The 23,529-nt window shown below is 70.0% G+C and carries 18 protein-coding genes, 1 pseudogene and 1 riboswitch; of the genes and pseudogenes, 11 read left to right on the top strand and 8 right to left on the bottom strand.

Annotation, left to right across the window (positions count from 1 at the left end; genetic code table 11):
• Positions 1–111: 111 nt before the first annotated feature.
• Positions 112–780, bottom strand: coding sequence for an AAA family ATPase (locus ACIHCQ_RS11300; RefSeq protein ID WP_399660470.1), 669 nt, complete (start codon positions 778–780; stop codon positions 112–114).
• Positions 781–1,012: 232 nt separating this feature from the next.
• Positions 1,013–1,108: riboswitch (glycine riboswitch) on the top strand.
• A gap of 174 nt (positions 1,109–1,282) precedes the next feature.
• Here ACIHCQ_RS11300 and gcvT point away from each other — a divergent pair.
• The 5 genes from gcvT to ACIHCQ_RS11275 all read left to right on the top strand — a co-directional run bounded on the left by gcvT (position 1,283) and on the right by ACIHCQ_RS11275 (position 6,329).
• A complete protein-coding gene (gcvT, locus tag ACIHCQ_RS11295) occupies positions 1,283–2,428 on the top strand; it encodes a glycine cleavage system aminomethyltransferase GcvT (RefSeq protein WP_399660467.1) in 1,146 nt (381 codons plus the stop codon).
• Between the two features lie 111 nt (positions 2,429–2,539).
• A complete protein-coding gene (gcvH, locus tag ACIHCQ_RS11290; protein ID WP_399660464.1) occupies positions 2,540–2,917 on the top strand; it encodes a glycine cleavage system protein GcvH in 378 nt (125 codons plus the stop codon).
• A 19-nt stretch (positions 2,918–2,936) separates the two neighbouring features.
• Positions 2,937–4,199 (top strand): serine hydroxymethyltransferase, encoded by a 1,263-nt coding sequence (gene glyA, locus ACIHCQ_RS11285; RefSeq protein ID WP_399660461.1) that lies wholly within the window; start codon positions 2,937–2,939, stop codon positions 4,197–4,199.
• Positions 4,200–4,354: 155 nt separating this feature from the next.
• A complete protein-coding gene (locus ACIHCQ_RS11280; protein ID WP_399660458.1) occupies positions 4,355–5,722 on the top strand; it encodes an L-serine ammonia-lyase in 1,368 nt (455 codons plus the stop codon).
• 208 nt (positions 5,723–5,930) lie between these two features.
• Entirely contained in the window at positions 5,931–6,329 is a 399-nt protein-coding gene (locus tag ACIHCQ_RS11275) for an STAS domain-containing protein (RefSeq protein ID WP_399660455.1), read from the top strand.
• A 99-nt stretch (positions 6,330–6,428) separates the two neighbouring features.
• Here the strand turns inward: ACIHCQ_RS11275 and ACIHCQ_RS11270 are convergent, their stop codons facing one another.
• Positions 6,429–6,644, bottom strand: a complete 216-nt coding sequence (locus ACIHCQ_RS11270) for an EF-hand domain-containing protein (protein WP_399660452.1) — start codon at positions 6,642–6,644, stop codon at positions 6,429–6,431.
• A gap of 81 nt (positions 6,645–6,725) precedes the next feature.
• Here ACIHCQ_RS11270 and ACIHCQ_RS11265 point away from each other — a divergent pair, with 81 nt between their 5' ends.
• Positions 6,726–7,364: a GNAT family N-acetyltransferase gene (locus ACIHCQ_RS11265; RefSeq protein ID WP_399660450.1), complete on the top strand. Its 639-nt coding sequence runs from the start codon at positions 6,726–6,728 to the stop codon at positions 7,362–7,364.
• A 28-nt stretch (positions 7,365–7,392) separates the two neighbouring features.
• Here ACIHCQ_RS11265 and ACIHCQ_RS11260 read toward each other — a convergent pair whose 3' ends face one another.
• The 5 genes from ACIHCQ_RS11260 to ACIHCQ_RS11240 all read right to left on the bottom strand — a co-directional run bounded on the left by ACIHCQ_RS11260 (position 7,393) and on the right by ACIHCQ_RS11240 (position 13,234).
• Positions 7,393–8,583, bottom strand: a complete 1,191-nt coding sequence (locus ACIHCQ_RS11260; RefSeq protein ID WP_399660447.1) for a YncE family protein — start codon at positions 8,581–8,583, stop codon at positions 7,393–7,395.
• A gap of 383 nt (positions 8,584–8,966) precedes the next feature.
• Entirely contained in the window at positions 8,967–9,470 is a 504-nt protein-coding gene (locus ACIHCQ_RS11255; protein WP_399660444.1) for an ATP-binding protein, read from the bottom strand.
• 178 nt (positions 9,471–9,648) lie between these two features.
• Positions 9,649–10,416: an enoyl-CoA hydratase/isomerase family protein gene (locus tag ACIHCQ_RS11250; RefSeq protein WP_399660441.1), complete on the bottom strand. Its 768-nt coding sequence runs from the start codon at positions 10,414–10,416 to the stop codon at positions 9,649–9,651.
• Positions 10,417–10,506: 90 nt separating this feature from the next.
• Positions 10,507–11,763 (bottom strand): Ig-like domain-containing protein, encoded by a 1,257-nt coding sequence (locus tag ACIHCQ_RS11245; protein WP_399660439.1) that lies wholly within the window; start codon positions 11,761–11,763, stop codon positions 10,507–10,509.
• A gap of 223 nt (positions 11,764–11,986) precedes the next feature.
• A complete protein-coding gene (locus ACIHCQ_RS11240; RefSeq protein ID WP_399660436.1) occupies positions 11,987–13,234 on the bottom strand; it encodes an Ig-like domain-containing protein in 1,248 nt (415 codons plus the stop codon).
• 227 nt (positions 13,235–13,461) lie between these two features.
• Here ACIHCQ_RS11240 and glgX point away from each other — a divergent pair, with 227 nt between their 5' ends.
• Positions 13,462–15,780: a glycogen debranching protein GlgX gene (glgX, locus tag ACIHCQ_RS11235; protein ID WP_399660433.1), complete on the top strand. Its 2,319-nt coding sequence runs from the start codon at positions 13,462–13,464 to the stop codon at positions 15,778–15,780.
• A 334-nt stretch (positions 15,781–16,114) separates the two neighbouring features.
• A complete protein-coding gene (locus ACIHCQ_RS11230) occupies positions 16,115–17,320 on the top strand; it encodes a tetratricopeptide repeat protein (protein ID WP_399660430.1) in 1,206 nt (401 codons plus the stop codon).
• Positions 17,321–17,876: 556 nt separating this feature from the next.
• On the opposite strand, the gene ACIHCQ_RS11225 is transcribed toward ACIHCQ_RS11230, so the two are convergent.
• Entirely contained in the window at positions 17,877–18,821 is a 945-nt protein-coding gene (locus ACIHCQ_RS11225) for an AraC family transcriptional regulator (protein ID WP_399660427.1), read from the bottom strand.
• An 82-nt stretch (positions 18,822–18,903) separates the two neighbouring features.
• On the opposite strand from ACIHCQ_RS11225, the pseudogene ACIHCQ_RS11220 reads away from it, so the two are divergent.
• The 3 genes and pseudogenes from ACIHCQ_RS11220 (at position 18,904) to ACIHCQ_RS11210 (ending at position 23,458) form a co-directional block, all read left to right on the top strand.
• Positions 18,904–19,750 (top strand): annotated as a pseudogene (locus tag ACIHCQ_RS11220) (NAD(P)H-binding protein).
• A gap of 64 nt (positions 19,751–19,814) precedes the next feature.
• On the top strand, positions 19,815–21,605 hold the full coding sequence (locus ACIHCQ_RS11215; RefSeq protein WP_399660425.1) for an ABC transporter ATP-binding protein: 1,791 nt from the start codon (positions 19,815–19,817) through the stop codon (positions 21,603–21,605).
• The gene (locus tag ACIHCQ_RS11210; RefSeq protein ID WP_399660422.1) at positions 21,602–23,458 is read left to right on the top strand and encodes an ABC transporter ATP-binding protein; all 1,857 of its coding nucleotides are present in this window, start codon (positions 21,602–21,604) and stop codon (positions 23,456–23,458) included. Before ACIHCQ_RS11215 ends, ACIHCQ_RS11210 begins: the two co-directional genes overlap by 4 nt.
• The last annotated feature ends 71 nt before the right edge of the window (positions 23,459–23,529 follow it).

The raw sequence follows: 23,529 nt of genomic DNA, 5'->3' as shown, positions 1-23,529 counted from the left end.
GGGGGCGGAGCCCCCAGTTACGGGAAGGGGCGGGTAGGGGAACAGGCCCGCCGCAGGCGCACCCCGCACCCGACACCCCGCACGCACCGCACCGCACCCCGCAAGCGCGAGCTACGCCTCCCCGAACCCCACCCGCCCCAGCACCCCCGCCGCATCCCTGTCCAGCAGCACCGCCGACACGCAGCCCCCCGGCAGCCTCCCCTCCTCCGCCTCGCCGATCAGGCGGCCCACCGCCCGCCGGTGCCTCGCGAAGGCGTATCCGGAGACGCCCCGGCCCCGCTCCCGCTGGCCCGCCCGGGCCACCTCGGGGGCGACGTCCAGCAGCACCAGGTGCAGCCCGCTCCCCCGGCGCCGGGTCTCGCGGGCCAGCCAGCGCCGTACCCACGCCTGCGTGCCGCAGTCGTGCACGACGACGCTCTCGCCGGAGCGCAGCGCCCGCCGCAGCCCCGCGTAGTGGGCGATCCGTACGAACGGGCGGTACACCGCGTACGGCAGCAACCGCGGCATCCGCGCGTCCCACCGGTCGCGCGTGTCCTGTGAGTCGATCCCGCGTCCGCGCGCCGCCCGCCGGATCAGCGTGGACTTCCCGCTGCCGGGCAGACCGGAGACGACCACCACATCACCGGTGGCGAAAACCAGACTGTGCGGAGTGCGCCCCGAGCGGCCCCTCAGGTCTCTGAGTACGGGCACGGACGCCCCGCACAGGTCCCGTACCGGCATGTCCGGCCGGGCGGGCACCCCCGCGGTCGCAACGTAGGCCTCGGACGGCTGCAACGTCATCACGCTCCCCCATGTCGGATCACCCACCCTTGCCCATGAAGTGTAAAGAAATGGTAATGCCCCACCATAGTTCTGCGGCTGCGGACGGGCTCGGGACACGCCGAGGACAAATTGAGGACAAGCTGAGGCCAAGTCGAGACCGGCCTCAGGGCAGGCCGGGACGGACCGCCCCACCCGCCCACTTCCCCATGATGCGTGCAATGATGTGCGCGCCAACTGCATACCGGCCGCTTGAATCCACGCGGGAGAGTCCTGGCCACAGTGCGCCGGGCGCCGAAGGAGCAAGTCCCTCCCTTGAATCTCTCAGGCCCAGTACCGCGTGCGATGAGGCAGATCTGAAAAGCGGGCCGCTGTCGAGCGGCCCCACCCACGGTGCAAGTCACGACCGTCCGTACCCATCAGTACGTACGATCGCGATGAACCTCTCAGGTTCCGATGACAGATGGGGAGGACTGACCTCGCCTTGTCCTCGTCGGCCAGCCATGCCCTGGGAGCCATATCCATGAGCAACGTCCCCCGTCTGACCGCACTCGACGCCGTCCACCGTGCGCTCGGCGCGACCATGACCGACTTCGCGGGCTGGGACATGCCCCTGCGCTACGCCAGTGAGCGCGACGAGCACAACGCCGTCCGCACCAGTGCCGGTCTCTTCGACCTCTCCCACATGGGCGAGATCACCGTCACCGGGCCCGAGGCCGCCGCCTGTCTGGACTACTCGCTGGTCGGCAACATCGCGACGATCGGCGTCGGCCGCGCCCGCTACACCATGATCTGCCAGGAGGACGGCGGGATCCTCGACGACCTGATCGTGTACCGCCTCGGCGAGACCGAGTACATGGTCGTCGCCAACGCCTCCAACGCGCAGACCGTCCTCGACGCGATCACCGCCCGCGCCGACGGCTTCGACGCCGAGGTCCGCGACGACCGTGACGCGTACGCCCTGCTCGCCATCCAGGGCCCCGAGTCCCCCGGCATCCTCAAGTCGCTGACCGACGCCGACCTCGACGGACTGAAGTACTACGCGGGTCTGCCCGGCACGGTCGCCGGCGTCCCCGCGCTGATCGCCCGTACGGGCTACACCGGCGAGGACGGCTTCGAACTCTTCGTCGAGCCGCAGTACGCCCAGCAGCTCTGGCAGGCGCTGACCGAGGCTGGGGGTCCCTCCCATGCCGAAGGCCATGGGGGAGCCCCCGCCGGCCTGGTCCCCTGCGGGCTGTCCTGCCGGGACACGCTGCGTCTGGAGGCGGGCATGCCGCTGTACGGGCACGAGCTGACCACTGGGCTGACCCCCTTCGACGCGGGCCTCGGCCGCGTCGTGAAATTCGAGAAGGCCGGTGACTTCGTGGGCCGCGAGGCCCTGAGCGCCGCCGCCGAGCGCGCCGCGACCAGCCCGCCGCGCAAGCTGGTCGGCCTGATCGCCGAGGGCCGCCGGGTGCCCCGCGCGGGCATGGCCGTGGTCGCGGGCGGCGAGGTCATCGGCGAGGTCACCTCCGGCGCGCCCTCCCCCACCCTGGGCCGGCCGATCGCCATGGCGTACGTCGACGCGGCGCACGCCGCCCCGGGCACCCAGGACGTCTGCGTCGACATCCGTGGCACCCATGAGGCGTACGAGGTCGTCGCGCTGCCGTTCTACAAGCGCCAGAAGTAGCCAGAAGCAGTCGGTAGCAGTCATCGGTAGTAGTCAGAAGTAATCCAGGCCACATCCAGGCCACTCGGTCACGTACCTCAGCACTCCCCCGCGTACAGGAGAATTCACGCCATGAGCAATCCCCAGCAGCTGCGCTACAGCAAGGAGCACGAGTGGCTGTCGGCCGCCGAGAACGGCGTGTCGACGGTCGGCATCACGGAGCACGCGGCGAACGCGCTCGGCGACGTGGTGTTCGTGCAGCTCCCGGCCGTCGGTGACACCGTGACCGCGGGCGAGACCTGCGGTGAGCTGGAGTCGACCAAGTCGGTCAGCGAGCTGTACTCGCCGGTCACCGGTGAGGTCGTCGCCGCGAACCAGGATGTCGTGGACGACCCGTCGCTGGTGAATTCCGCCCCCTTCGAGGGCGGCTGGCTCTTCAAGGTGCGCGTCGCGGAGGAGCCGAAGGACCTGCTCTCCGCGGACGCCTACACCGAGTTCTCCGGCTCCTAAGGCTTAAGGACGTATGGCCATGTCTCTTCTCAACACCCCTCTCCATGAGCTGGACCCGGACGTCGCCGCCGCCGTCGACGCCGAGCTCCACCGCCAGCAGTCCACCCTCGAAATGATCGCCTCGGAGAACTTCGCTCCGGTCGCGGTCATGGAGGCCCAGGGCTCCGTCCTCACCAACAAGTACGCCGAGGGCTACCCGGGCCGCCGCTACTACGGCGGCTGCGAGCACGTCGACGTGGTCGAGCAGATCGCCATCGACCGCGTCAAGGAGCTCTTCGGCGCCGAGCACGCCAATGTCCAGCCGCACTCCGGCGCGCAGGCCAACGCCGCCGCCATGTTCGCGCTGCTCAAGCCCGGCGACACGATCATGGGTCTGAACCTCGCCCACGGCGGGCACCTGACCCACGGCATGAAGATCAACTTCTCGGGCAAGCTGTACAACGTCGTCGCGTACCACGTCGACGACGCCACCGGCCGCGTGGACATGGCCGAGGTCGAGCGGCTCGCCAAGGAGTCCAGGCCGAAGCTGATCGTGGCCGGCTGGTCCGCGTACCCGCGTCAGCTCGACTTCGCCGCGTTCCGGCGGGTCGCGGACGAGGTCGGCGCGTATCTGATGGTCGACATGGCCCACTTCGCGGGCCTGGTCGCCGCCGGCCTGCACCCGAACCCGGTACCGCACGCCCATGTGGTCACCACGACCACCCACAAGACCCTCGGCGGTCCGCGCGGCGGTGTGATCCTGTCGACGGCCGAGCTCGCCAAGAAGATCAACTCCGCGGTCTTCCCCGGTCAGCAGGGCGGCCCGCTGGAGCACGTCATCGCGGCGAAGGCGGTCTCCTTCAAGGTCGCGGCGTCCGAGGAGTTCAAGGAGCGCCAGCAGCGCACCCTGGACGGCGCCCATATCCTCGCCGAGCGCCTGTGCCAGGCCGATGTGACCGAGCACGGCGTCGCCGTCCTGTCCGGCGGTACGGACGTGCATCTGGTCCTGGTCGACCTGCGCGACTCCGAGCTGGACGGCCGGCAGGCCGAGGACCGCCTCCACGAGGTGGGCATCACGGTCAACCGCAACGCCATCCCGAACGACCCGCGCCCCCCGATGGTCACCTCGGGTCTGCGGATCGGCACCCCGGCGCTGGCCACTCGCGGCTTCCAGGACGCCGACTTCCGCGAGGTGGCGGACATCATCGCCGAAACGCTGAAGCCGGCATACGACACCCAGGCGCTGGCCGCGCGGGTCTCGGCACTGGCCGCGGCCCACCCGCTTTACCCCGGCCTGAAGTAATTCCGCACACTTTTGGTCGAATTTTCGTACGAGTTCATGGGGCACCGCGCACACTGGTCCAGTGCGCGCGGTGCCCCGCGCCATGCGCTGCCCGCACGCCCCCGCACCACCCCGGCAGACAACGACGTCCGCCAACCCTCTATAGGAGTACCTCCGTGGCCATCTCGGTCTTCGACCTGTTCTCGATCGGCATCGGCCCGTCCAGCTCCCACACCGTCGGTCCCATGCGCGCCGCCGCCCTGTTCGCCCGCCGGCTGAAGAACGAGGGCCTGCTGGTCCACACCACCGCGATACGGGCCGAGCTCTACGGCTCCCTGGGAGCGACCGGCCACGGCCACGGCACCCCCAAGGCCGTCCTGCTCGGCCTGGAGGGCGACTCCCCCCGTACCGTCGACATCGAGACCGCGGACGCCCGGGTCGAGCACATCCGCACCGAGGGCAGGCTCAATCTGCTCGGTATGCACGAGATCGGCTTCGATTTCGACGCGGATCTGATCCTGCACCGGCGCCAGGCACTGCCGTACCACGCCAACGGCATGACGCTCTTCGCGTACGACGCGGAGGGCGCGGCCGTCCTGGAGAAGACGTACTACTCGGTGGGCGGCGGTTTCGTCGTGGACGAGGACGCCGTCGGCGAGGACCGGATCAAGCTGGACGACACTGTCCTGAAGTACCCCTTCCGCACCGGCGACGAGCTGCTGCGGCTCGCCCGGGAGACCGGTCTGTCCATCTCCGCGCTGATGCTGGAGAACGAGAAGGCCTGGCGCACCGAGGACGAGATCCGCCGGGGGCTGCTGGAGATCTGGCGGTCCATGCAGGACTGCGTCGCGCGCGGCATGTCCCGCGAGGGGATCCTGCCCGGTGGCCTGAAAGTGCGCCGCCGCGCGGCCAACTCCGCCCGTCAGCTGCGCGCCGAGGGCGATGCCCCGGCCCGCGCGATGGAGTGGATCACGCTGTACGCGATGGCCGTCAACGAGGAGAACGCCGCGGGCGGCCGGGTCGTCACCGCCCCGACCAACGGCGCCGCGGGCATCATCCCGGCCGTGCTGCACTACTACATGAACTTCGTGCCGGGCGCGGACGAGGAGGGTGTGGTCCGTTTCCTACTGTCCGCGGGCGCGATCGGCATGCTTTTCAAGGAGAACGCCTCCATCTCCGGCGCCGAGGTCGGCTGCCAGGGCGAGGTCGGCTCCGCCTGCTCGATGGCGGCGGGCGCGTTCGCCGAGGTGATCGGCGGCACCCCCGAGCAGGTCGAGAACGCCGCGGAGATCGGCATGGAGCACAATCTCGGGCTGACCTGCGACCCTGTGGGCGGGCTCGTGCAGATTCCCTGCATCGAGCGCAACGGCATGGGGGCGGTCAAGGCGGTGACGGCGGCAAAGATGGCGATGCGCGGCGACGGCAGCCACAAGGTCTCCCTGGACAAGGTCATCAAGACCATGAAGGAGACCGGGGCCGATATGTCGGTGAAGTACAAGGAGACCGCGCGCGGCGGCCTCGCGGTGAACATCATCGAGTGCTGAGCTTCAGCTCTTGAGTCAGGCGGCACAGCAAAGCCGAGTCAAGCCAAGTCAAGCGATTTCACGCGCATTCACCCGGACGAGGGACTTTCCACGGCCAGAACGTTTCTTCGCCGCCACTCGCACTAACCGGCGAACTAATCTCGCCATTCTGCCCTCACGCCCCAGCCCCCGGTGGCCCGATCGCGCCGTCGCAGCAAGGAGAAACACCATGGCCGAGGGGCTGACCACCAGGTCATCCAGGTCGTCAGTGTTACGCATCGCCCTGCCGGGACCGTACGGGACGGTCCACCGCGGCCAGGACCGTACGGTCGTCGAACTGCACGGCGAGATCGACATCGCGGCGTGCTCGCTCATCGGGGCGTATCTGGATGTGGTCACCGCGGTCCGCGACCATGAGGTGCTGGTCGATCTGACGCAGGTGGCGTTCTTCGACTGCTCGGGACTGACGCTGCTGTGCCGGGCACTGCGGCGGACCGCCTCGAACGGCGGGCGGCTGTGGGTGATCTGCGACCGGCCCGCGATCCTGCGCGTGTTCCGGGCAAGCGGTGTGCTGGAGGTCTTCCAGATGCTGCCGACGCTGGACGCGGCTGTGGCGGCCCAGAACTGACGACAGCGGGCCGACAGCGGGCCCCCGGAGGCGGGCCGGGGTGCCGCCCGCTCCGGGGAGCCTCTGCGGTGGGGGCTCAGACCCTGGGTCAGGCCTTCGTCAGGCCTTGTTCAGCGAGGCCCAGAACTCGTCGAAGGTCAGCTGACCGTCGCCGTTGGCGTCCTTCGTCTTGATCACTGCCTCGGCGACCGTCTCGGTGACGTTGAAGTCGCCCAGCTGCGCCATCACGCTCTTGTACTCGGCCGCCGTGATCAGGCCGTCTTCGTTCAGGTCGTAGCGCTTGAACGCCCTGCGCGCCTCTTCGATGTCCGCCACTGCTTCCGCCTTTTCTTGGTGCACAACTGACGGAGGTCAGGTTAACTGCCCTGATATGACAGGCATGGAGGGGGATGTGGCATGAGCAGCGCACTGGCGGGGATTCTGGCCGCGGCGGCACGCGGGGAGTTCCCGCCGCAGGACGGCGGCGTCACCGTGATCGGGCAGCCGCATACGCGCGACGCGGGCGTGGTGGCGTTCACCGCGCACTCGGTGATCTTCACGGACGAGGATCCGGAGTGGATACGGTCGGAGCTCGCCGCCACCGACTCCGACCGGCTGGCCGCCGCGATGAACCCCCTGTTCCTGGCCGCGCTGCTGGCCCGTACCGGCCGTTCGATGAGCACGATCGACATGGTGACCGTCGCCGGGGCACTGCCGGGTGATCCGGACCTGGAACTGCGCGAGATCGAGGACCCGGAGCACCCCCGCGTGGCGCGGGCACTGAAGTACCGCGACGGCGTACGCGTGTGGGCCGCCGACGGCGGGGTGCTGATCCTGGGCCGGGGCGTCGCGGGCCGCTGGGAGGCCGCGATCGAGGTGGACGAAGACGCGCGCGGCCGGGGCCTGGGGCTCCGGCTCGCCCTCGCCGCCCGCCACTTGGTGGAGGACTCCGTGGTGTGGTCGCAGCAGCCGCCGGGCAACGCCCGCAGTGTGCGGACGTTCCAGGCGGCGGGGTTCAGGCCGGTGGGGTCCGAGGCGCTGCTGGTGGCCGGCTGACAGCGGCTGACCGCCCGCGAAAGGCCCGTCAGCGGAAGACGCCGGTGTGCCCGAGCGAGTAGCGGCCGGGCTGCGGGTAGACCGCGAGGCCGTGCGGGCCGCTGCCCACCGGGATGCGGGCCAGCTGGCGGCCGGTCGCGGTGTCGATCGCGTACACCTCGGAGTTGTAACGCCCGGACAGCCACAGCACCTTGCCGTCCGCCGAGACCCCGCCCATGTCGGGGCTCCCGCCGTCCGGCAGCCACCACTTCTCGGTCAGCTTGCGCTGCCCGAAATCGAAGAGGGAGACGGAACCCTCGCCGCGATTGGTGACGTACATCTTCCGGGAATCGCGGCTGACGTAGAGGCCGTGGCACCCCTTGCCGGTGGGCAGCAGCGTGGGCGTGTCGAACGACTTGCCGTCGAGGACCCACATGCCGTGCGCCGTCATGTCCGCGATGTAGAAGGTCCTGCCGTCCGGGGAGAGCTTCACGTCCTGTGGCATCGCGCCCTTGAAGGGGAGCTTCTGCTGACGGATGACCCGCATCCGCTCGGTGTCCACCTTCAGCAGTTCGCCGGAGAACTCGCAGGAGACGATGAAGTACCGGCCGTCGGCGGAGAAGTCCGCGTGGTTGACGCCGCTGCAGGAGACCGGCACGGTCTTGACGCGGTTCATGGTGTGCGGGTCGCGGAAGACCAGCTCGCGGTCCAAGGAGGCCATGACGACGGCGTACTTGCCGTTGGGCGTGAAGTAGAGGTTGTACGGGTCGTGTGCCTCGACCGGCTTGCCCGCGGCGCCGGTGGCCGGGTTGATGGGGGTGAGTGTGTGGCCGCGGTTGTTGTTGACCCACAGGGTCTTCAGGTCCCAGGACGGGACGACGTGCTGCGGCTGGACGCCGACCCGGATCGTCTCGATGACCTTGTACGTCTTGGGGTCGATGACCGAGACGGTGTTGGAGTTGGTGTTGGGGACGTACACCCGTGAGGGGAAGCCCCTGACCACCGGCGAGAGCAGGCCCGGCCGGTCCGCCGCGTAGATGTCGTCGGGGTCGAGCACCGGCGGCATGCCGGGGAGCCCGGCCGGGGCGACGTTCTTGCGCTTGGCGGGCCGCTCGGCCTTGGTGGAGCGCGCCTGCGGCTTGCCGTCGGGTGAGCCGCAGGCCGCGAGCGGGGCGAGCACGGCGAGCACGGCGCCCGCGAGGAGCACGGTGGCCCGCTTGGTGAGGGGAGTCGTCGTCACGGAAAGTCACAGTAGGCGCGGTCTGGCCGGAAGGTAATGATTGAACCGGTTCGCGGCATTTACGGGTCGCGGGCGCGGAACGCCACGCCGAGCGGGCGATCGACGAATCACTCGCCGTAACCCATATTTATCCAACACTTATAAGGTTGGCAATGCACATTTACCTGTGATTCATTTCCGGAATGCACCATTTGCCGGGATATAACCCAGTGAGAGCTTTTGGCGTACGGCCGCCCGTCTGCCATAGTTGTTTCTACGACCCCCATTGACCCGGGCCAGGTCGTCGTAAGCCGCCGTGGATACACCCCCCCGATCCACGGCAAACACAGAAGCCCCCTCCGCGGGGGCTTCTGTGTTTCTCCCCGTCTGTCAGTGATCAGCGATCAGCGGTCGGCCACGCGCATCTCGAACCAGGTGGTCTTGCCGCGCGGCAGCAGATCCACGCCCCACCGGTCGGAGAGCATGTCGACCAGGAACAGGCCCCGGCCGCTGGTGTCCATCTCCTGGACCGGCATCAGACAGGGCAGGCCGCGCGAGGGATCGCGGACCTCGACCCGGATCCAGCCGCGGCGGCGCAGCATCCGCAGCCCGAAGGCCCGCGCGCCCGTGTGACGTACCGCGTTGCCGACGAGCTCCGAGACGAGTAACACAGCGTCCTCGGCGATCTGCGCGGACAGAGCCCAATGGCGCAGCACCACACACTGTGTCAGCCGCCGTGCGGTGGCCGCTGATTCGGGGCGGGACGGCAACTGAACTTCCCCCTCAGTCGGGTCGCCGAACAACTCCAGGGCCCTGAGCGCCTGATCGTCCTCGACGGCCGGTAACCACCGTGCCGCGGTCGCGCCGACGCGCTGCCGCGGTTGCTCCACACCCTCCAGGCCCGCCATGGATCCATCATGGCCGCGATGGAGTGGAAACGCGGCCGTTCCAGGGGAATAGGACCCCCGAAATCTAACGCTCCGGTGGAATGAAAATACCTATAAGACTGGCCGCGCGCCGGTCTCCCTACCCGCCGTCAACTGCGCCAATACCCCTCTTTCGAGTGATCGCCGAAGCGCGCGGGCTTCAGAGGAACTTGGCCTTGCCCGGGCCCTCCTCCACAAAGCTGCGCATGCCGCGCTCGCGGTCCTCCGTGGCGAACAGGCCCGCGAACCAGTTGCGTTCGATGGCGAGGCCCGTCTCGATGTCCGTCTCAAGACCGGCGTCGATGGACTCCTTGGCGGCGCGCAGCGCGAGGGCGGGGCCCTGGGCGAGCCTGGCGGCCCAGGCGTGCGCCTGCTCGTACACCTCGGCCGCCGGGACGACCCGGTCGACGAGCCCCATCGTGAGCGCCTCCTCCGCCTTGACCATCCGGCCGGTGAAGATCAGGTCCTTGGCCTTGGAGGGCCCCACCAGCCGCGACAGCCGCTGGGTGCCGCCCGCGCCCGGGATCAGCCCGAGCAGGATCTCGGGCTGGCCGAGCTTGGCGGAGTCGGCGGCGATCCTGAAGTCGGCGCAGAGGGCCAATTCGCAGCCGCCGCCGAGGGCGTAGCCGGTGACGGCGGCGACGACGGGTTTGGGGATGCGGGCGACGGCGGTGAAGGACTCCTGGAGAGCCCGGGACCGTACGATCATCGCCGTGTGGTCCATGTCCCGCATCTCCTTGATGTCCGCGCCCGCCGCGAACACCTTCTCGCCGCCGTACAGAATCACGGCCCGTACGTCGTCGCGGCTGCCCGCCTCCACGGCGAGCTCGCGCAGCCGGTCCTGGACGGCCATGTCCAGCGCGTTCATGGGCGGGCGGTCCAGTCGGATGGTGCCGACGCCTTCGGAGACCTCAAGGTTCACAGTCATGCAGGCAGGTTAACCGGCGCTAACGACAGCGGACCCGGTGCTGTCGCTGACAGCACCGGGTCCGTACAAGAACGTTCGAAAGAGCGAGGACTACTTCGTCCAGTCCGCCCAGGACATGTTCCAGCCGTTCAGGCCGTTCTCCGGGGCGATCGTCTTGTCCTTGGAGTTCTTCACGATCACCACGTCACCGATCAGCGACCGCTCGTAGAGCCAGGCCGCCGGGGTGTTGCCGTCGTACGCACCGCGTACATCGCGCAGCCCCACACAGCCGTGGCTGACGTTCGACGATCCGAAGGTCCCCGACGAGGCCCAGTAGTTGCCGTGGATGAAGGTGCCCGAGGTGGACAGGCGCATCGCGTGCGGCACGTCCTTGATGTCGTACTCACCGCCGAAGCCCACGGTGGCGCCGTTCATCCGGGTCACCTTGTACTTCTCGCTGATGACCATCGTGCCGTTGTACGTCGTGGTCGACGGCGCGCCCGCGGTGATCGGGATGGTCTTGAGCAGCTTGCCGTCCCGTACGACCTTCATCGTCTTCTCGGTCGCGTCCACGGTGGAGACCTGGCTGCGGCCGATGGTGAACTTCAGCGTCTTGGACTGCTTGCCGTACACCCCCGGGCGTCCCTCGACGCCGTCCAGGTTGAGCTTGACCGTCACTTTGGTACCCGGGGCCCAGTACTTGTCCGGGCGGAAGTCGAGGCGGTCGTTGCCGAACCAGTGGCCCTCGACCGGGACAGCGGGCTCCGCGGTCACCGTGATGGCCTTCTCGACGGCCGCGGGGTCGGTGATGCCCCGGGTGAAGTTGACCGAGACCGGCATGCCGACGCCGACGGTCGAGCCGTCCTCGGGCGTGTACTGGCCGAGGAAGGTGTTCTTCGGTACCAGTGTGGTGAAGGCGGCGTCCTTCGCCGACTCGAGGCCGTCCGCGTCCTTGGCGATGGCGTGCACCTTGTACTTGGTGGAGCCCGCCAGATGCTGCGACGGCTGCCAACTGGCACCGTCCGCCGCGACCTTGCCCTCGACCGCGACGCCCTTGTCGTCCTGGACCGTGACCGTCGTCAGCTTGCCGCCCGCGGCGGTGACCTTGAGCGCGCCGCTGGTGGCGACCGACTTGGCGCCGTCCTTGGGCGCGATGGTCACCACCGCCTGGGAGGCCGTGTTACCGACCTTCCCGCCGTCCTTCTTGCCGTCGTTCTTGTCGTCGCCCTTGCCGGAGCCACTGCCCCCGCACGCTGTCACCAGCACCAGCAACGCCCCCAGCACCAGAGCCGGCAGAGCGGCGCGTCGCTTGCGCGCGCGTCCGCTTCCGGCCCCGGCCGATGCCCCCGATATCGGCTGCCCGTTCACAGTTGTTCTCTCCCCTCGCACGGCCTGGCCGTGCCACAACCCGCTCCCCCGGCGCGCCTCACACGCGCACCGCGCTAGATAATCACATTGGGGGTGGGTGATCCTCGTCGCGAATGTCACCGTTCAGTCCCAGCTTGTCCGCGGGGCTCACTTGAGACGGCGCACGCCTCGCAGGTCAGCGAGGGGAGACAGGTGAGGGAGACAGGGAGGAGTCAGGGAGGAGTCAGGGCAGCGCGGAACCCGCCTTCCAGAGCTCCCAGTCCAGGTTCCAGCCGCTGAGACCGTTGCCCGGGTCGACTGTCTTGTCACGCGAGTTGACGACCTCGACCACATCGCCGATCAGTGTCCGGTCGAAGAACCACCCGGCCGGAGTGTCGGCGCTGCCGCCCTTGACGTCGCGCAGTCCGACACAGCCGTGACTGACGTTCGTCCTGCCGAAAGTCTCCGGCGCGGCCCAGTAGTTGCCGTGCAGGAACGTCCCCGAGTCGGTGAGCCGCAGCGCGTGCGGCACGTCCTTGATGTCGTACTCACTCTTGCCGTCCCGCTTCGTGAAGCCGACGGTCGCGCCGTTCATCCGGGTCACGTCGAACATCTCGGAGACGACCATTTTTCCGTTGTACGTCGTCGTCTTGGGCGCTCCCGCCGTGATCGGCACGGTCGCCAGGACCTTGCCGTCGCGCCGTACCTCCATGGTGTGCGCCTCCGCGTCGACCAGCGTGACCTGGGAGCGGCCGACCGTGAACTCGACGGTCTTCTGCTGGATGCCGTACACCCCCGGCGCGGACTGGACATCGCGCAGCCGCATGTCGACTGTGACCTTGGTGCCCGGCTTCCAGTACTCGCGCGGGCGGAAGTCGAGGCGTTCCTTGCCGAACCAGTGGCCCACGATCTCGACGGGCGGGTCGGAACTGACGCGGATGGCGCTCTCGACGGCCTTGCGGTTCTCGATCGGCCGGTTGAAGCCGAAGGACACGATCATGCCGGTGCCGACGGTCGCGCGGTTCTCCGGTTTGAAGTAGCCGATGAAGCGGCGCTCGGGAATCTGCGTGGTGAAGGTGGTGTGGCGGGCCGAGCGGCGGCCGTGGCCGTCCAGCGCCACCACGTCCACGGTGTACTTGGCCGCCAGGTCGAGGCGGGCGCCCGGGGCCGGATTCCACCGCAGGCCGTCCTCGGAGATCCGGCCGGCGAGCTCGGTCGGCCGCTCGTCAGCGACTTGGACGACCTTGACCCGTTCGAGTCGTCCGCCGGTCAGCTTCACCTCCAGCGGGTCCTCCCTGCCGACCCCCCTCGCGCCGTCCTTGGGCATGATCTGGATCGCGTCCTCGGGTGACCGCGGCTTGTTGGCGATGTCGAGCGCCCCGCCGGTGCATCCGGCGAGTCCTGCCAGCAGTACGGCCAGCAGCCCCATCAGTCCTGCCCATGTCAGGACGACGGCTGTGCCGTGCCCCGCGCGCCTCAGTACGTGTCTCACGTACCGCCCAACGATCATCTTCTCCGGGGGAAACGTGAGGGATAGGCCGTTTGGTCCCCCCGGACTGCCGCGCTCCGGCCCCGTCCGGGCTCCGTCCGGGTTGGGGCCGTACGTGTTGGCATCAGAGTGGCGCGGGCAGAAAAGGTGGGAGGCTCCACGTGGGTGCCGCGGCCGGGACGCCGCGAACCCGGCGTCGCGGGGTCCGATGAGCCGCGGGAGGCCGGACAGTGTCCAGCGCAGCCGAGCAGGAAACAGCGCGGGAGGGATTGCGGGGAGAGCTGCCCCGCCCCCTCCCCGCGGCCGGGGTCAACGGCCGCCACAGAGATCGGGCCACCCGCGCGACGCCGACCGTGTGGCCCGGCACGCCCACGCCGCTCGGGGCGCGCTTCCGGGTCGGTCCCGACGGGGTCGCCGGGACCAATTTCGCGCTCTGGGCGGGCGGGGCCGAGGCGGTCGAGCTGTGCCTGTTCGACGACGCGGGCGGCGCGGACGGCGCGGATCACGGCGAGGGGCGAGCGGTCACCGAAACGCGGCTGCCGCTGACCGAGCTCACCCATGAGATCTGGCACGGCTTCGTGCCCGACGTCCGCCCCGGCCAGCGCTACGGCTACCGCGTGTACGGCCGCTGGGACCCGTGGACGGGCGCGCGCTGGAATCCGGCGAAGCTGCTGCTCGACCCGTACGCCCGCGCGGTGGACGGGGACTACGGAACGCATGGACTGCCCCCCGAGGTCTACGGGCACGTCAGGGACTGGCCGCAGCGCGGCGTCGCGGACACCGTGCGCGACGACCGGGACTCCGCGCCGTACGTCCCCAAGGGCGTCGTCGTCCACGACGACGCGCCCGACGACGAGTGGATGGACGACCGCAGGCCCAAGACACCGTGGGCGGACTCGGTCATCTACGAACTGCATGTGCGCGGGTTCACCAAGCTCCATCCGGGCATCCCCGAGGAGCTGCGGGGCACCTACGCGGGGCTCGCGCATCCGGCGGCGATCGAGCATCTGGTCGGTCTGGGTGTGACGGCGGTCGAGCTGCTGCCGGTGCACCAGTACGCCCACGAGGACCATCTGCTGCGGCGCGGGCTGCGCAACTACTGGGGCTACAACTCCATCGGCTACTTCGCGCCGCACGCCGCGTACTCCGCGAGCGGGACGACGGGTCAGCAGGTCGCCGAGTTCAAGCGGATGGTGCGGGCGTTGCATGACGCCGGGATCGAGGTCATCCTCGACGTGGTCTACAACCACACGGCGGAGGCGGGCGAGCTGGGTCCGACACTCTCGCTGCGCGGTATCGACAACCGGGGCTACTACCGCCTGCGGTCCGACGCCCGTACGTATGCGGACTACACCGGCTGCGGCAACACCCTGCATGTGGTGCAGCCCCATGTGCTGCGTCTGATCACCGATTCGCTGCGCTACTGGGTGAGCGAGATGGGTGTCGACGGCTTCCGCTTCGACCTGGCGGCGGCGCTGGCGCGCTCGATGCACGATGTGGACATGCTCTCGCCGTTCCTCGCGGTGATCGCGCAGGACCCGGTCCTGCGGCGCGTCAAGCTGATCGCCGAGCCGTGGGACGTGGGCAACGGCGGCTACCAGGTGGGCTCGTTCCCGCCGCTGTGGACGGAGTGGAACGACCGGTACCGCGATGCCGTACGGGACTTCTGGCGCGGCGCGCTGCCCGACGTACGAGACCTGGGATACCGGCTGTCGGGGTCCAGCGATCTGTACGCCTGGGGCGGGCGGCGACCGTACGCGTCGATCAACTTCATCACCGCGCACGACGGATTCACCCTGCGCGACCTGGTCAGTTATGAGCACAAGCACAACGAGGCCAACGGCGAGGACAACCGCGACGGCACGAACGACAACCGGTCGTGGAACTGCGGCGCGGAGGGCGAGAGCGACGACCCGCGGATCAACGCGCTCCGGCGGCGGCAGCTGCGCAACCTGCTGACGACGCTGCTGCTGTCGACGGGGGTGCCGATGCTGGTCGCGGGCGACGAGATGGGACGTACGCAGGGCGGCAGCAACAACGCGTACTGCCAGGACAACGAGATCAGCTGGGTCGACTGGTCACTGCGCGAACAGGCGGGTCCGCGCGGGCTGCTGGAGCTGACGACCCGGCTGCTGGCGCTGCGCAACACCCATCCGGTGCTGCGCCGGCGGGCCTTCTTCTCGGGGCGCGCGCAGGCGGCGGACGGGCTGCGGGATCTCGCGTGGTTCACCTCCGACGGTACGGAGATGACGGAGCGGGACTGGTACGCCCCGGCGGCGACGGTGGCCCTTTATCTCTCCGGGCGCGATATTCCTGGACGTGACGCGCGTGGAGTGGAGGTGACGGACGACAGTTTCCTGACGGTGCTGCACTCGGCGGACCGGCCGACGGACTTCCGGCTGCCGGGGCCGCCGTGGGCACAGGCCTACGAGCTGGTGGTGGACACCTCGTTGGAGGACCAGGACGAGGCGCCGGGGACGGTGTTCACGGGGGGAGAAACGGTGACGGTGGCGGCGCGGTCGGTGCTGCTGCTGAGGGTCAGGACGTGATGGACCCCGTTCAGCCGAGGGCCTCGGAGGCGATCCGTTGGCCTCCTCCCTGGCGTCCGCTGTCACGGTTCACCTTGAGCCAGGTTCCTGTTTCCTCCCCACTGTGGGTGGGGGTTGTGCGCGCTGCCCGGGGCGGGCCCTGGTCTTACGTGAATGAGGCGGAATCCGCTGGTGCTGTGACCGAGGACGTTGGCCGAGTTCAGCAGTCAGGCCGCGGCCTGGACCCGTGAGTTGTCGGGCCGTCCGGCGTAGCGGCTCCCCCTTCACGGCGTGTCGACGGCGTGTCAGATTGGTTCTCGCCAGCCAACCAGCGGCGAGTCACGGGGGGGGCGACATGGAGCCGACCAGCCAGGGCGCCCGGCAGGGTGTCCATCCGTTCTGCGGGCCGTGCACGGACGAGACCACCGCGTGGCTCGCCCCGGACACGGTGACTGTCAACGGGATCGGCACCATCTTCTACGGCGCGGCCGACCCCTGCTCGCGGTGTGGCTCCGTCGTCAAGCGGCTGTACTTCTGCGTCCTGTGGATCCCCGTCTGGCCGATGGGCCGCTTCCGCATCATCACCCTGGGCCGTTCGCTGACCGGCGCGAGTTACGTCGGCCGCCGGTTCCCGGTCAGCGCCGACAACCCGTACGGCCTGGACAAGAAGACCGCCGAGCTCATGGCGCTGGCGCGTGCCGAGGTGGAGGAGGCCGCGAAGTCCTGGCCCGAACCGCCGCCGTCTCAGTTGGCCGATCATCCCGAACTGCGCGGCGAGCGCTACCAGGAAGCCGAGGACTACTGGGAGTTCGACTTCCCCGACCGCGCTCTGCCGGTGTACGAGGAGGTGCTCGCCGCTCACGAGGCGGTGCTGCCGGCCGACGACACCGCGACGCTCCAGCTGCGCCAGCGCGTGGGCGAGGCGTATCTGGCGGTCGGACGGCCGGTGGCGGCGCTGGCGCTGCTCCAGCAGACCGCCGCCCATCTCGGCCGGGTGCTGGGCCCGCGCCACCCGGACACCCGCCGGGCGGGCCACGACATGACCAACGCACTCAACCAGTTGGGCCTGTCTCGCGACAATATCAAGGCGATCGCGGCAGAGCTGGCCGAGGTGGAACGCACCCTGGGGCCGGACCACCCCAAGGCCCTGCGCACCGCGTGCGCACTGGGCTCGGCCCAGCTGGTCGGCTCCCGCGTGCTACGGGCGTTGGAGGTGCTGGAGGAGACGCTGGACCGGTCCGAGCGGGCGCTCGGCGCCGACCACCCGGACACAGGTTATGTACGGGAGGAGCTGATCAAGGCCTGCGAGTTCGCGGAGTACCGCGACAAGCCGGACGAGGTACGGGCGGCGGCGCGGGCCCAGGAACGCTTGCACGGTCCCGACGCCCCGGAAACGCTGGAGGCGATGCGCGGACTGGCCCAGCTTTACGCCTCGTCCCGCAGGCACAGGGGCGAGGCGGTGGAGCTGCTCCGGGACACGCTGGAGCGGTGCGAGCGCGCGCTGGGCCCGGACGACCCCCTGACGGCCGACGTACGGCGGCAACTGGAGGAGCTGAACTGACGGCGACCCGGCACGCCCGCCTTCAGCCCAGCCCGGCAGTGCGTGGGAGGAAGATGCCGCGCCTATGCCGGAAGGTGGAGAAGAGGGCCGCGCGATCTCGGCGGGCTGCCGGCTCGGGTGCAGACCGACAATGCCTGGGGCGCTGTGTCGACCTCGGACAAGCCCCAAGAGGTGGACCGGTTCACCCGCCGGTTCAACGCGATGGTGGGGCTGGCTCCTGGCCTGGAAGACACCATCGAATTTCTCGAAGATCTAGCGCGAAGGTAGTAGAGCCATCAATACTCACACTCCAGCCGCCCAACTGGCCCCGGAAGACGCCTGGATCAAGTCGTCGTACAGCGACGGCACGGGGAACAACTGCGACTCATGGCGAGATCCTGATCCGCGACTCCAAGAAACAAGAGCGGCCCGGCGCTGCACGTCAGCCGGGCGGGATGGGACGGCCTCCTGACCTTCGTCCGCTCGGGCGAGGCCGACTTGTTGCATCCTGCTGGCTCTACCTTCTCGGCGAGTTGGCGTTGTACAGGCCGTGGGAACTTCGCCGCGGGTTTCACTGTCAAGCCTGGCATCCGTCGGCGGTCCGGTGTTCGCTCGGGCTGATGCCGCGTGCCTTCTTGAAGGCGATGCTCAGGGCGAAGGGACTGGAGAAGCCGACGCGACGTGCTGCCGCGGCGACCGTTGTGCCCGGCTCGCGCAGGACGTCGGCGGCCAGCGCGAGGCGCTGCTCGCGCAGGTACGTCATCGGGGGCTGCCCGACCAGGGCCGTGAAGCGCCGGGCCAGGGCCGCCCGGGACACGCCCGTCCTGGCCGCCAGCGTCTCGACCGTCCACGGCTGGGCGGGGTCCGCGTGCAGCAGCCGCAGGGCCGGGCCCACCATCGGGTCGCTGTGTGCCTGATACCAGGCGGGGACCTGTGCGCCGGGGCGGGTGAACCAGGCGCGCAGGGCGGTGATGAGCATCAGGTCCAGCATCCGGTCCAGCAGGACCTGTTGGCCCGGTGCCGTGCGGGTGACGTTCTCGAACGCCGCCGGACTGACGGGACAGGCCTCCTGCCCCCCGCGGGCGACGGCGAGCGGCGGCAGCGCCGCGAGCAGTCTGCTGGGCACGCCGCCGACCACGGTGTACAGGCCGTTGAGCAGCAGCGTGCTGCCCGGCCCGGTCGGGCGCCAGGCGCTCATGTCCTCGCCGTCCAGGGTCGTGCAACGGCCCCCGGGGCGGATCATCACGTCCGGCTCGGTGGCCGGGTCGTCCGCGACCACATACGGTGCGCCGCCGCTCAGCACCGCGACATCGCCGGGCCCGAGCCGCACAGGATCGCCCCCCTCGGGGGTCACCCACGCCGGGCCCCGCAGGGGCACGGCCAGCGCCAGTGGTGAACCGTCCTCGAAGCGCACCGCCCAGGCACCGGAGAGGATCGCCCGGTTGAAGACCGCCCCACTGGTCCGCACGCCGTTCAGCAGGTCCGTCAGCGGGTCCGTCAGCGGGTCGGTCACGGGATCCATGCTGGTCAGCGTGGACGAATGCGTATGGAAGCGAGCGTGCTCGCCATGGCTGCACAGCCCACCGACTGGTTCGCTGGAGGACATGACTGACGAGACGATTTTGGTGACTGGCGGTACGGGCAAAACCGGTCGCCGAGTGGTGCGGCTGCTCCAGGAGCGGGGGGTGCCGGCACGGGCCGCGTCCCGGTCCGGCGCGGTGCGCTTCGACTGGGCGGACCGCGCCACCTGGGGGCCCGCGCTGCAGGGCGTGACGGCGATGTATGGCGATGTATCTGGTCGCGCCCGACCTCGGTAGCCCGCAGGCGGCGCAGAACATCGCCGCATTCACCCGGCAGGCCGCGGCGTCCGGGGTACGGCGGGCGGTGCTGCTGTCCGTGCCCGACGGCGGAGGCCTGGACCACGAGCCTGTCCTGGCCGCGGAGCGGGCGCTGGGCGATGCGGGCCTTGAGTGGACTGTGCTGCGGGTGCGCTGGTTCTTCCAGAACTTCAGCGAGGACTTCCTGTACGACCCCGTCATGAGCGGTGAGGTGCGGCTGCCGGCCGGCGACGGCAAGGAGGCGTTCATCGACGCCGAGGACATCGCCGAGGTGGCGGTCGCCGCCCTCACCGAGGACGGGCACACGGGGCAGGCGTACGAACTGACCGGCCCGAGGCTGATGACCTTCGGGGACACGGTCGCGGAGATCGCGAAGGCCACCGGCCGCGACATCCCCTACGTGCCGCTGACCCCCGAGGCGTACGCGGACGAACAGCGCGCGCAGGGCGTGCCCGAGGAATGGGTGCAGCTGTTGGTCAGCACGTACGGGCAGGTGCGCTCCAGCAGCCTCAGCACGCGAACCGACGATGTCCAGAAGGTGCTCGGCCGGCCTCCCCGGGACTTCTCCGACTACGCCAGGACCGCCGCCGCGCAGGGCGCCTGGAACACCTGATCCTGCCGCCGGTCGGGCCAAAACCAGATGAGTGTGTCAGTGGTGAACCGTAGGCTCGCCGCTGATGCCCGAAAAACTCGAAGCCGCCGAAGACCGGTCCGCCGTGCGCTCACTGCTGCGGCTCTGGCCGTACGTACGCCCCGTCCGAACGCGCCTGTTCAGCGCGGCCTTTATAGCGATCGTGGCCTCCTGTCTGGGGCTCGTCATCCCGCTCGTCCTGAAGTGGATGGTGGACGGGCCGGTCGCCGCGCGCGACCCCGGCGGGGTGTGGCTGGGTGCGCTGGTTCTGCTGCTGCTCGGGCTCGCGGAGGCCGCGCTCTTCGGGTTGCGGCGGTGGCTGATCGCCCGGCCGCTCGCCGGGGTGGAGGCGGCCATGCGGGCCGATCTCTACCGGCATCTGCAGCGGCTGCCCATCGCCTTCCACGACCGGTGGGCGTCGGGTCAGCTGCTCTCGCGCGGCACGACCGATCTGATGCTGCTGCGCATGTTCCTGGCGTTTCCGCTGACCTTCCTGCTGGTCAACGCGACGACGATCCTGGTCGGCTTCGTCATACTGCTGGGCCAGGAGTGGACGCTGGGGCTGGTGTTGCTCGTGCCCATCGTGCCGCTGGTCGTCCTCTGCTCGGTCTTCGAGACGCGGTACTCGGTCGTCGCCCGGCAGGCGCAGGACCAGGTCGGCGATCTGACGACGGTGGTCGAGGAGAGCGTGCTCGGCATCCGCGTCATCAAAGGCTTTGGCCACCACCGGAGCCAGGCGCGCGCCTTCCGGGGGCTCTCGGACCGGCTGCGCGGTACGGAGCTGGCCAAGGCGCGGCTCCTGGCGGGCATCTGGGCGCTGATCACGGCCATCCCGGAGGTGGCGATCGGCGCGGCGCTGGTGCTGGGCACCATCCAGGTCGCGGACGGCGGTCTGTCGGCGGGCACGCTGGTGGCCTTCCTGTCGACGGCGCTGGCGCTGCGGTGGCCGGTGGAGTCCATCGGCTTCCTGCTGGCGATGAGCCAGGAGGCGGCGACGGCGACCGAGCGGTACTTCGAGGTGATGGACGCGGCGGAGGAGACCGCCGGTGAGGCGGAGGCGGAGATTCCTACCGCGGGCGACGCGGGCGGGCTGCTGTTCGAGGGGGTGGAGTTCCGTTACCCGGACGCTCCCCCGGACACCCCGCCCGTCCTCGCCCGTGTCGATCTGCGGGTGCGGCCCGGCGAGACCGTGGCCCTCGTCGGGGCCACCGGCTCCGGGAAGACCACGCTCACCGCCCTCGTACCGCGGCTGCACGAGGTGACCGCCGGGCGGATCACGCTGGACGGGCAGGACATCACCGCGATGGAGCGGGACCGGCTGCGCGAGCTGGTGTCGGTGGCCTTCGAGGAGCCGACGCTCTTCTCGGCGAGCGTCGCCGAGAATGTCCTGTTGGGGGCGGAGGGGGCGGAGGGGGCGGACGGGGCGGCCCTGCGGCGGGCGCTGGACATCGCGCAGGCCGGATTCGTGGACGACCTCCCGCACGGCGTCGACACCCAGGTCGGCGAGCAGGGGCTCAGCCTCTCCGGCGGCCAGCGCCAGCGCCTCGCGCTGGCCCGAGCCGTCGTCGGGCAGCCGCGCTTCCTGGTGCTCGACGACCCGCTGTCGGCGCTCGACGTCCATACGGAGACGCTCGTGGAGGCGGCGCTGCGGCGGGTCCTGGAGGACACCACCGCGCTGGTGGTGGCGCACCGCCCGTCGACGGTGATGCTGGCGGACCGGGTGGCGCTGCTGTCGGGCGGCCGGATCGCGGCCGTGGGCACACACCAGGAGCTCCTGCGTACGAACCCCGAGTACGCATGGCTGATGTCGGGAGCAGAAGAAGGGAGTTCACGATGACGTCAACGACGACCGAGCCCGCCCGGGACAAGGCCAAGCCCCCCGGGTCCGCCCGGGGCGACGACCCCTTCGACCGGGACGCCCTGCCCACCCCCAAGGGCGCCACCGGCGCCCTCCTGCGCTCACTCCTCGCGCCCCACCGCGCCCGCGTCATCCGCGCCTCCCTGCTCCTGCTCCTCCAGCAGGCCGCCATCCAGGCCGGTCCCCTTCTCGTCGCGTACGCCATCGACCGCGGCGTCCCCGCCTTCCGCGCGCACGACTACGGGCCGCTCATCGCCGTCGCCGTCGCGTACGCCGTGTGCTCGGTCGGCGCGGGCGTCCTCCAGTACTCCTTCATCCGCGCCTCCGCCCGTATCAACCAGGACTCGCTCCTCGACCTGCGCGGCAGGATCTTCCGTCACGCCCAGGCCCTCAGCGTCGACTTCCACGAGCGGTACACCTCGGGCAGGCTGATCTCCCGTTCGACCACGGACGTGGAGTCCCTGCGCGAGCTGCTCAGCGAAGGGCTCCAGGAGCTGATCGGGGTCGTCCTCGCCTTCGTCTACATCTCGGCGATGCTGCTCTGGCTGGACCTCGGGCTCGGCGGTCTTGCCGTGGCCTCCTTCGTGCCGCTGTATCTGCTCGTACGGCTCTACCGGCGCCGCGCCAAGGTCGCCTTCTCCGCCCGGTCCACGGCGATCGCCGCCGTCATCGTGAAATTCGCGGAGACGATGAACGGCATCCGCCCGGTGCGCGCCTTCCGCCGCGAGCGCGCCAACGACGCGGTCTTCCACGACCTCAACCACCGCCATGAGCGCCGCAACGGCGACGCGATCCTGGAGATGGCGCGCTATGTCATCGGCTCGCGGCTCGTCGCCAACACCGCCGTCGCCGGGATCGTGCTGTGGGGCGCGTACCGGGTCGCGTCCGGCACCCTCGCGCTGGGTGTGCTGGCCGCCGCCGTGCTGTATCTGCGGCGGCTGTACGACCCGATCGACCGGCTCGGGATGTTCCTCAACTCCTACCAGTCGGCCGCCGCTTCGCTGGAGAAGATCGCGGGCCTGCTGGCCCAGATCCCGTCCGTCCCCTCGCCGCCGCACCCCAAGGAGCTGCCGTCCCGCCGCGCGGGCCGCCCCGGCCGCGAGGTCGTCTTCGACGGTGTCTCGTTCACCTACCGCACCGGCGGCGAGGTGCTGCCCCGCTTCGATCTGACGATCCCGGCCGGCCAGACCGTCGCCGTCGTCGGCTCGACCGGCGCGGGCAAATCCACGCTCGCCAAGCTGCTGGCCCGCTTCTACGACCCCACCGAGGGGCGGGTTCTCCTCGACGGCGTCGAGCTGCGCGACCTGGCCACGCCCGAACTGCGGCGCGGGGTGGTGATGGTGACGCAGGAGGCGTTCCTGTTCTCCGGGACGGTCGCGGAGAACATCGCGATCGGCCGTCCTGACGCCTCCCGCGAGGACATCGAACAGGCTGCGAAGGCGATCGGCGCGCACGATTTCATCAGCACCCTGCCGGAGGGCTACGACACCGACGTACGCAAGCGGGGTGGCCGGATCTCGGCCGGCCAGCGGCAGTTGGTCGCGTTCGCCCGCGCGCTGCTCGCCGATCCGGCGGTGCTGATCCTGGACGAGGCGACGAGCTCCCTGGACATTCCGGGCGAGCGGGCGGTGCAGCGCGCGATGGGCACCGTGCTGCACGGGCGTACGGCCGTGGTGATCGCGCACCGGCTGTCGACGGTGGAGATCGCGGACCGGGTGCTGGTGATGGAGCACGGGCGCATCGTGGAGGACGGTCCGCCGGAAGCGCTGATCGGCGGGGACGGCAGGTTCGCGGGTCTGCACCGGGCGTGGCGCGAAAGCGTGGTGGGCTGAGCAAGGGCTGAGCGGGGGCTCAGCGGGGGCTCAGCGGGAGTGGAATTCCTCTCGTTGGAGCTCCCTGACGG

Origin of the sequence: Streptomyces sp. NPDC052236 (genome assembly GCF_044548015.1) — a bacterium.
Classification (GTDB): Bacteria; Actinomycetota; Actinomycetes; order Streptomycetales; family Streptomycetaceae; genus Streptomyces.
Note: the sequence above shows the minus strand (reverse complement) of the source record. Positions and strands in the feature narration are given on the sequence as shown.

Coding starts and splice junctions, on each gene's coding strand:
- ACIHCQ_RS11265 (WP_399660450.1), top strand. CDS start 6,726: ATGAGCAGCGCACTGGCGGGGATTCTGGCCGCGGCGGCACGCGGGGAG.
- ACIHCQ_RS11275 (WP_399660455.1), top strand. CDS start 5,931: ATGGCCGAGGGGCTGACCACCAGGTCATCCAGGTCGTCAGTGTTACGC.
- ACIHCQ_RS11255 (WP_399660444.1), bottom strand. CDS start 9,470: ATGGCGGGCCTGGAGGGTGTGGAGCAACCGCGGCAGCGCGTCGGCGCG.
- glyA (WP_399660461.1), top strand. CDS start 2,937: ATGTCTCTTCTCAACACCCCTCTCCATGAGCTGGACCCGGACGTCGCC.
- ACIHCQ_RS11225 (WP_399660427.1), bottom strand. CDS start 18,821: ATGGATCCCGTGACCGACCCGCTGACGGACCCGCTGACGGACCTGCTG.
- ACIHCQ_RS11250 (WP_399660441.1), bottom strand. CDS start 10,416: ATGACTGTGAACCTTGAGGTCTCCGAAGGCGTCGGCACCATCCGACTG.
- ACIHCQ_RS11215 (WP_399660425.1), top strand. CDS start 19,815: ATGCCCGAAAAACTCGAAGCCGCCGAAGACCGGTCCGCCGTGCGCTCA.
- gcvH (WP_399660464.1), top strand. CDS start 2,540: ATGAGCAATCCCCAGCAGCTGCGCTACAGCAAGGAGCACGAGTGGCTG.
- ACIHCQ_RS11300 (WP_399660470.1), bottom strand. CDS start 780: ATGACGTTGCAGCCGTCCGAGGCCTACGTTGCGACCGCGGGGGTGCCC.
- gcvT (WP_399660467.1), top strand. CDS start 1,283: ATGAGCAACGTCCCCCGTCTGACCGCACTCGACGCCGTCCACCGTGCG.
- ACIHCQ_RS11230 (WP_399660430.1), top strand. CDS start 16,115: ATGGAGCCGACCAGCCAGGGCGCCCGGCAGGGTGTCCATCCGTTCTGC.
- ACIHCQ_RS11210 (WP_399660422.1), top strand. CDS start 21,602: ATGACGTCAACGACGACCGAGCCCGCCCGGGACAAGGCCAAGCCCCCC.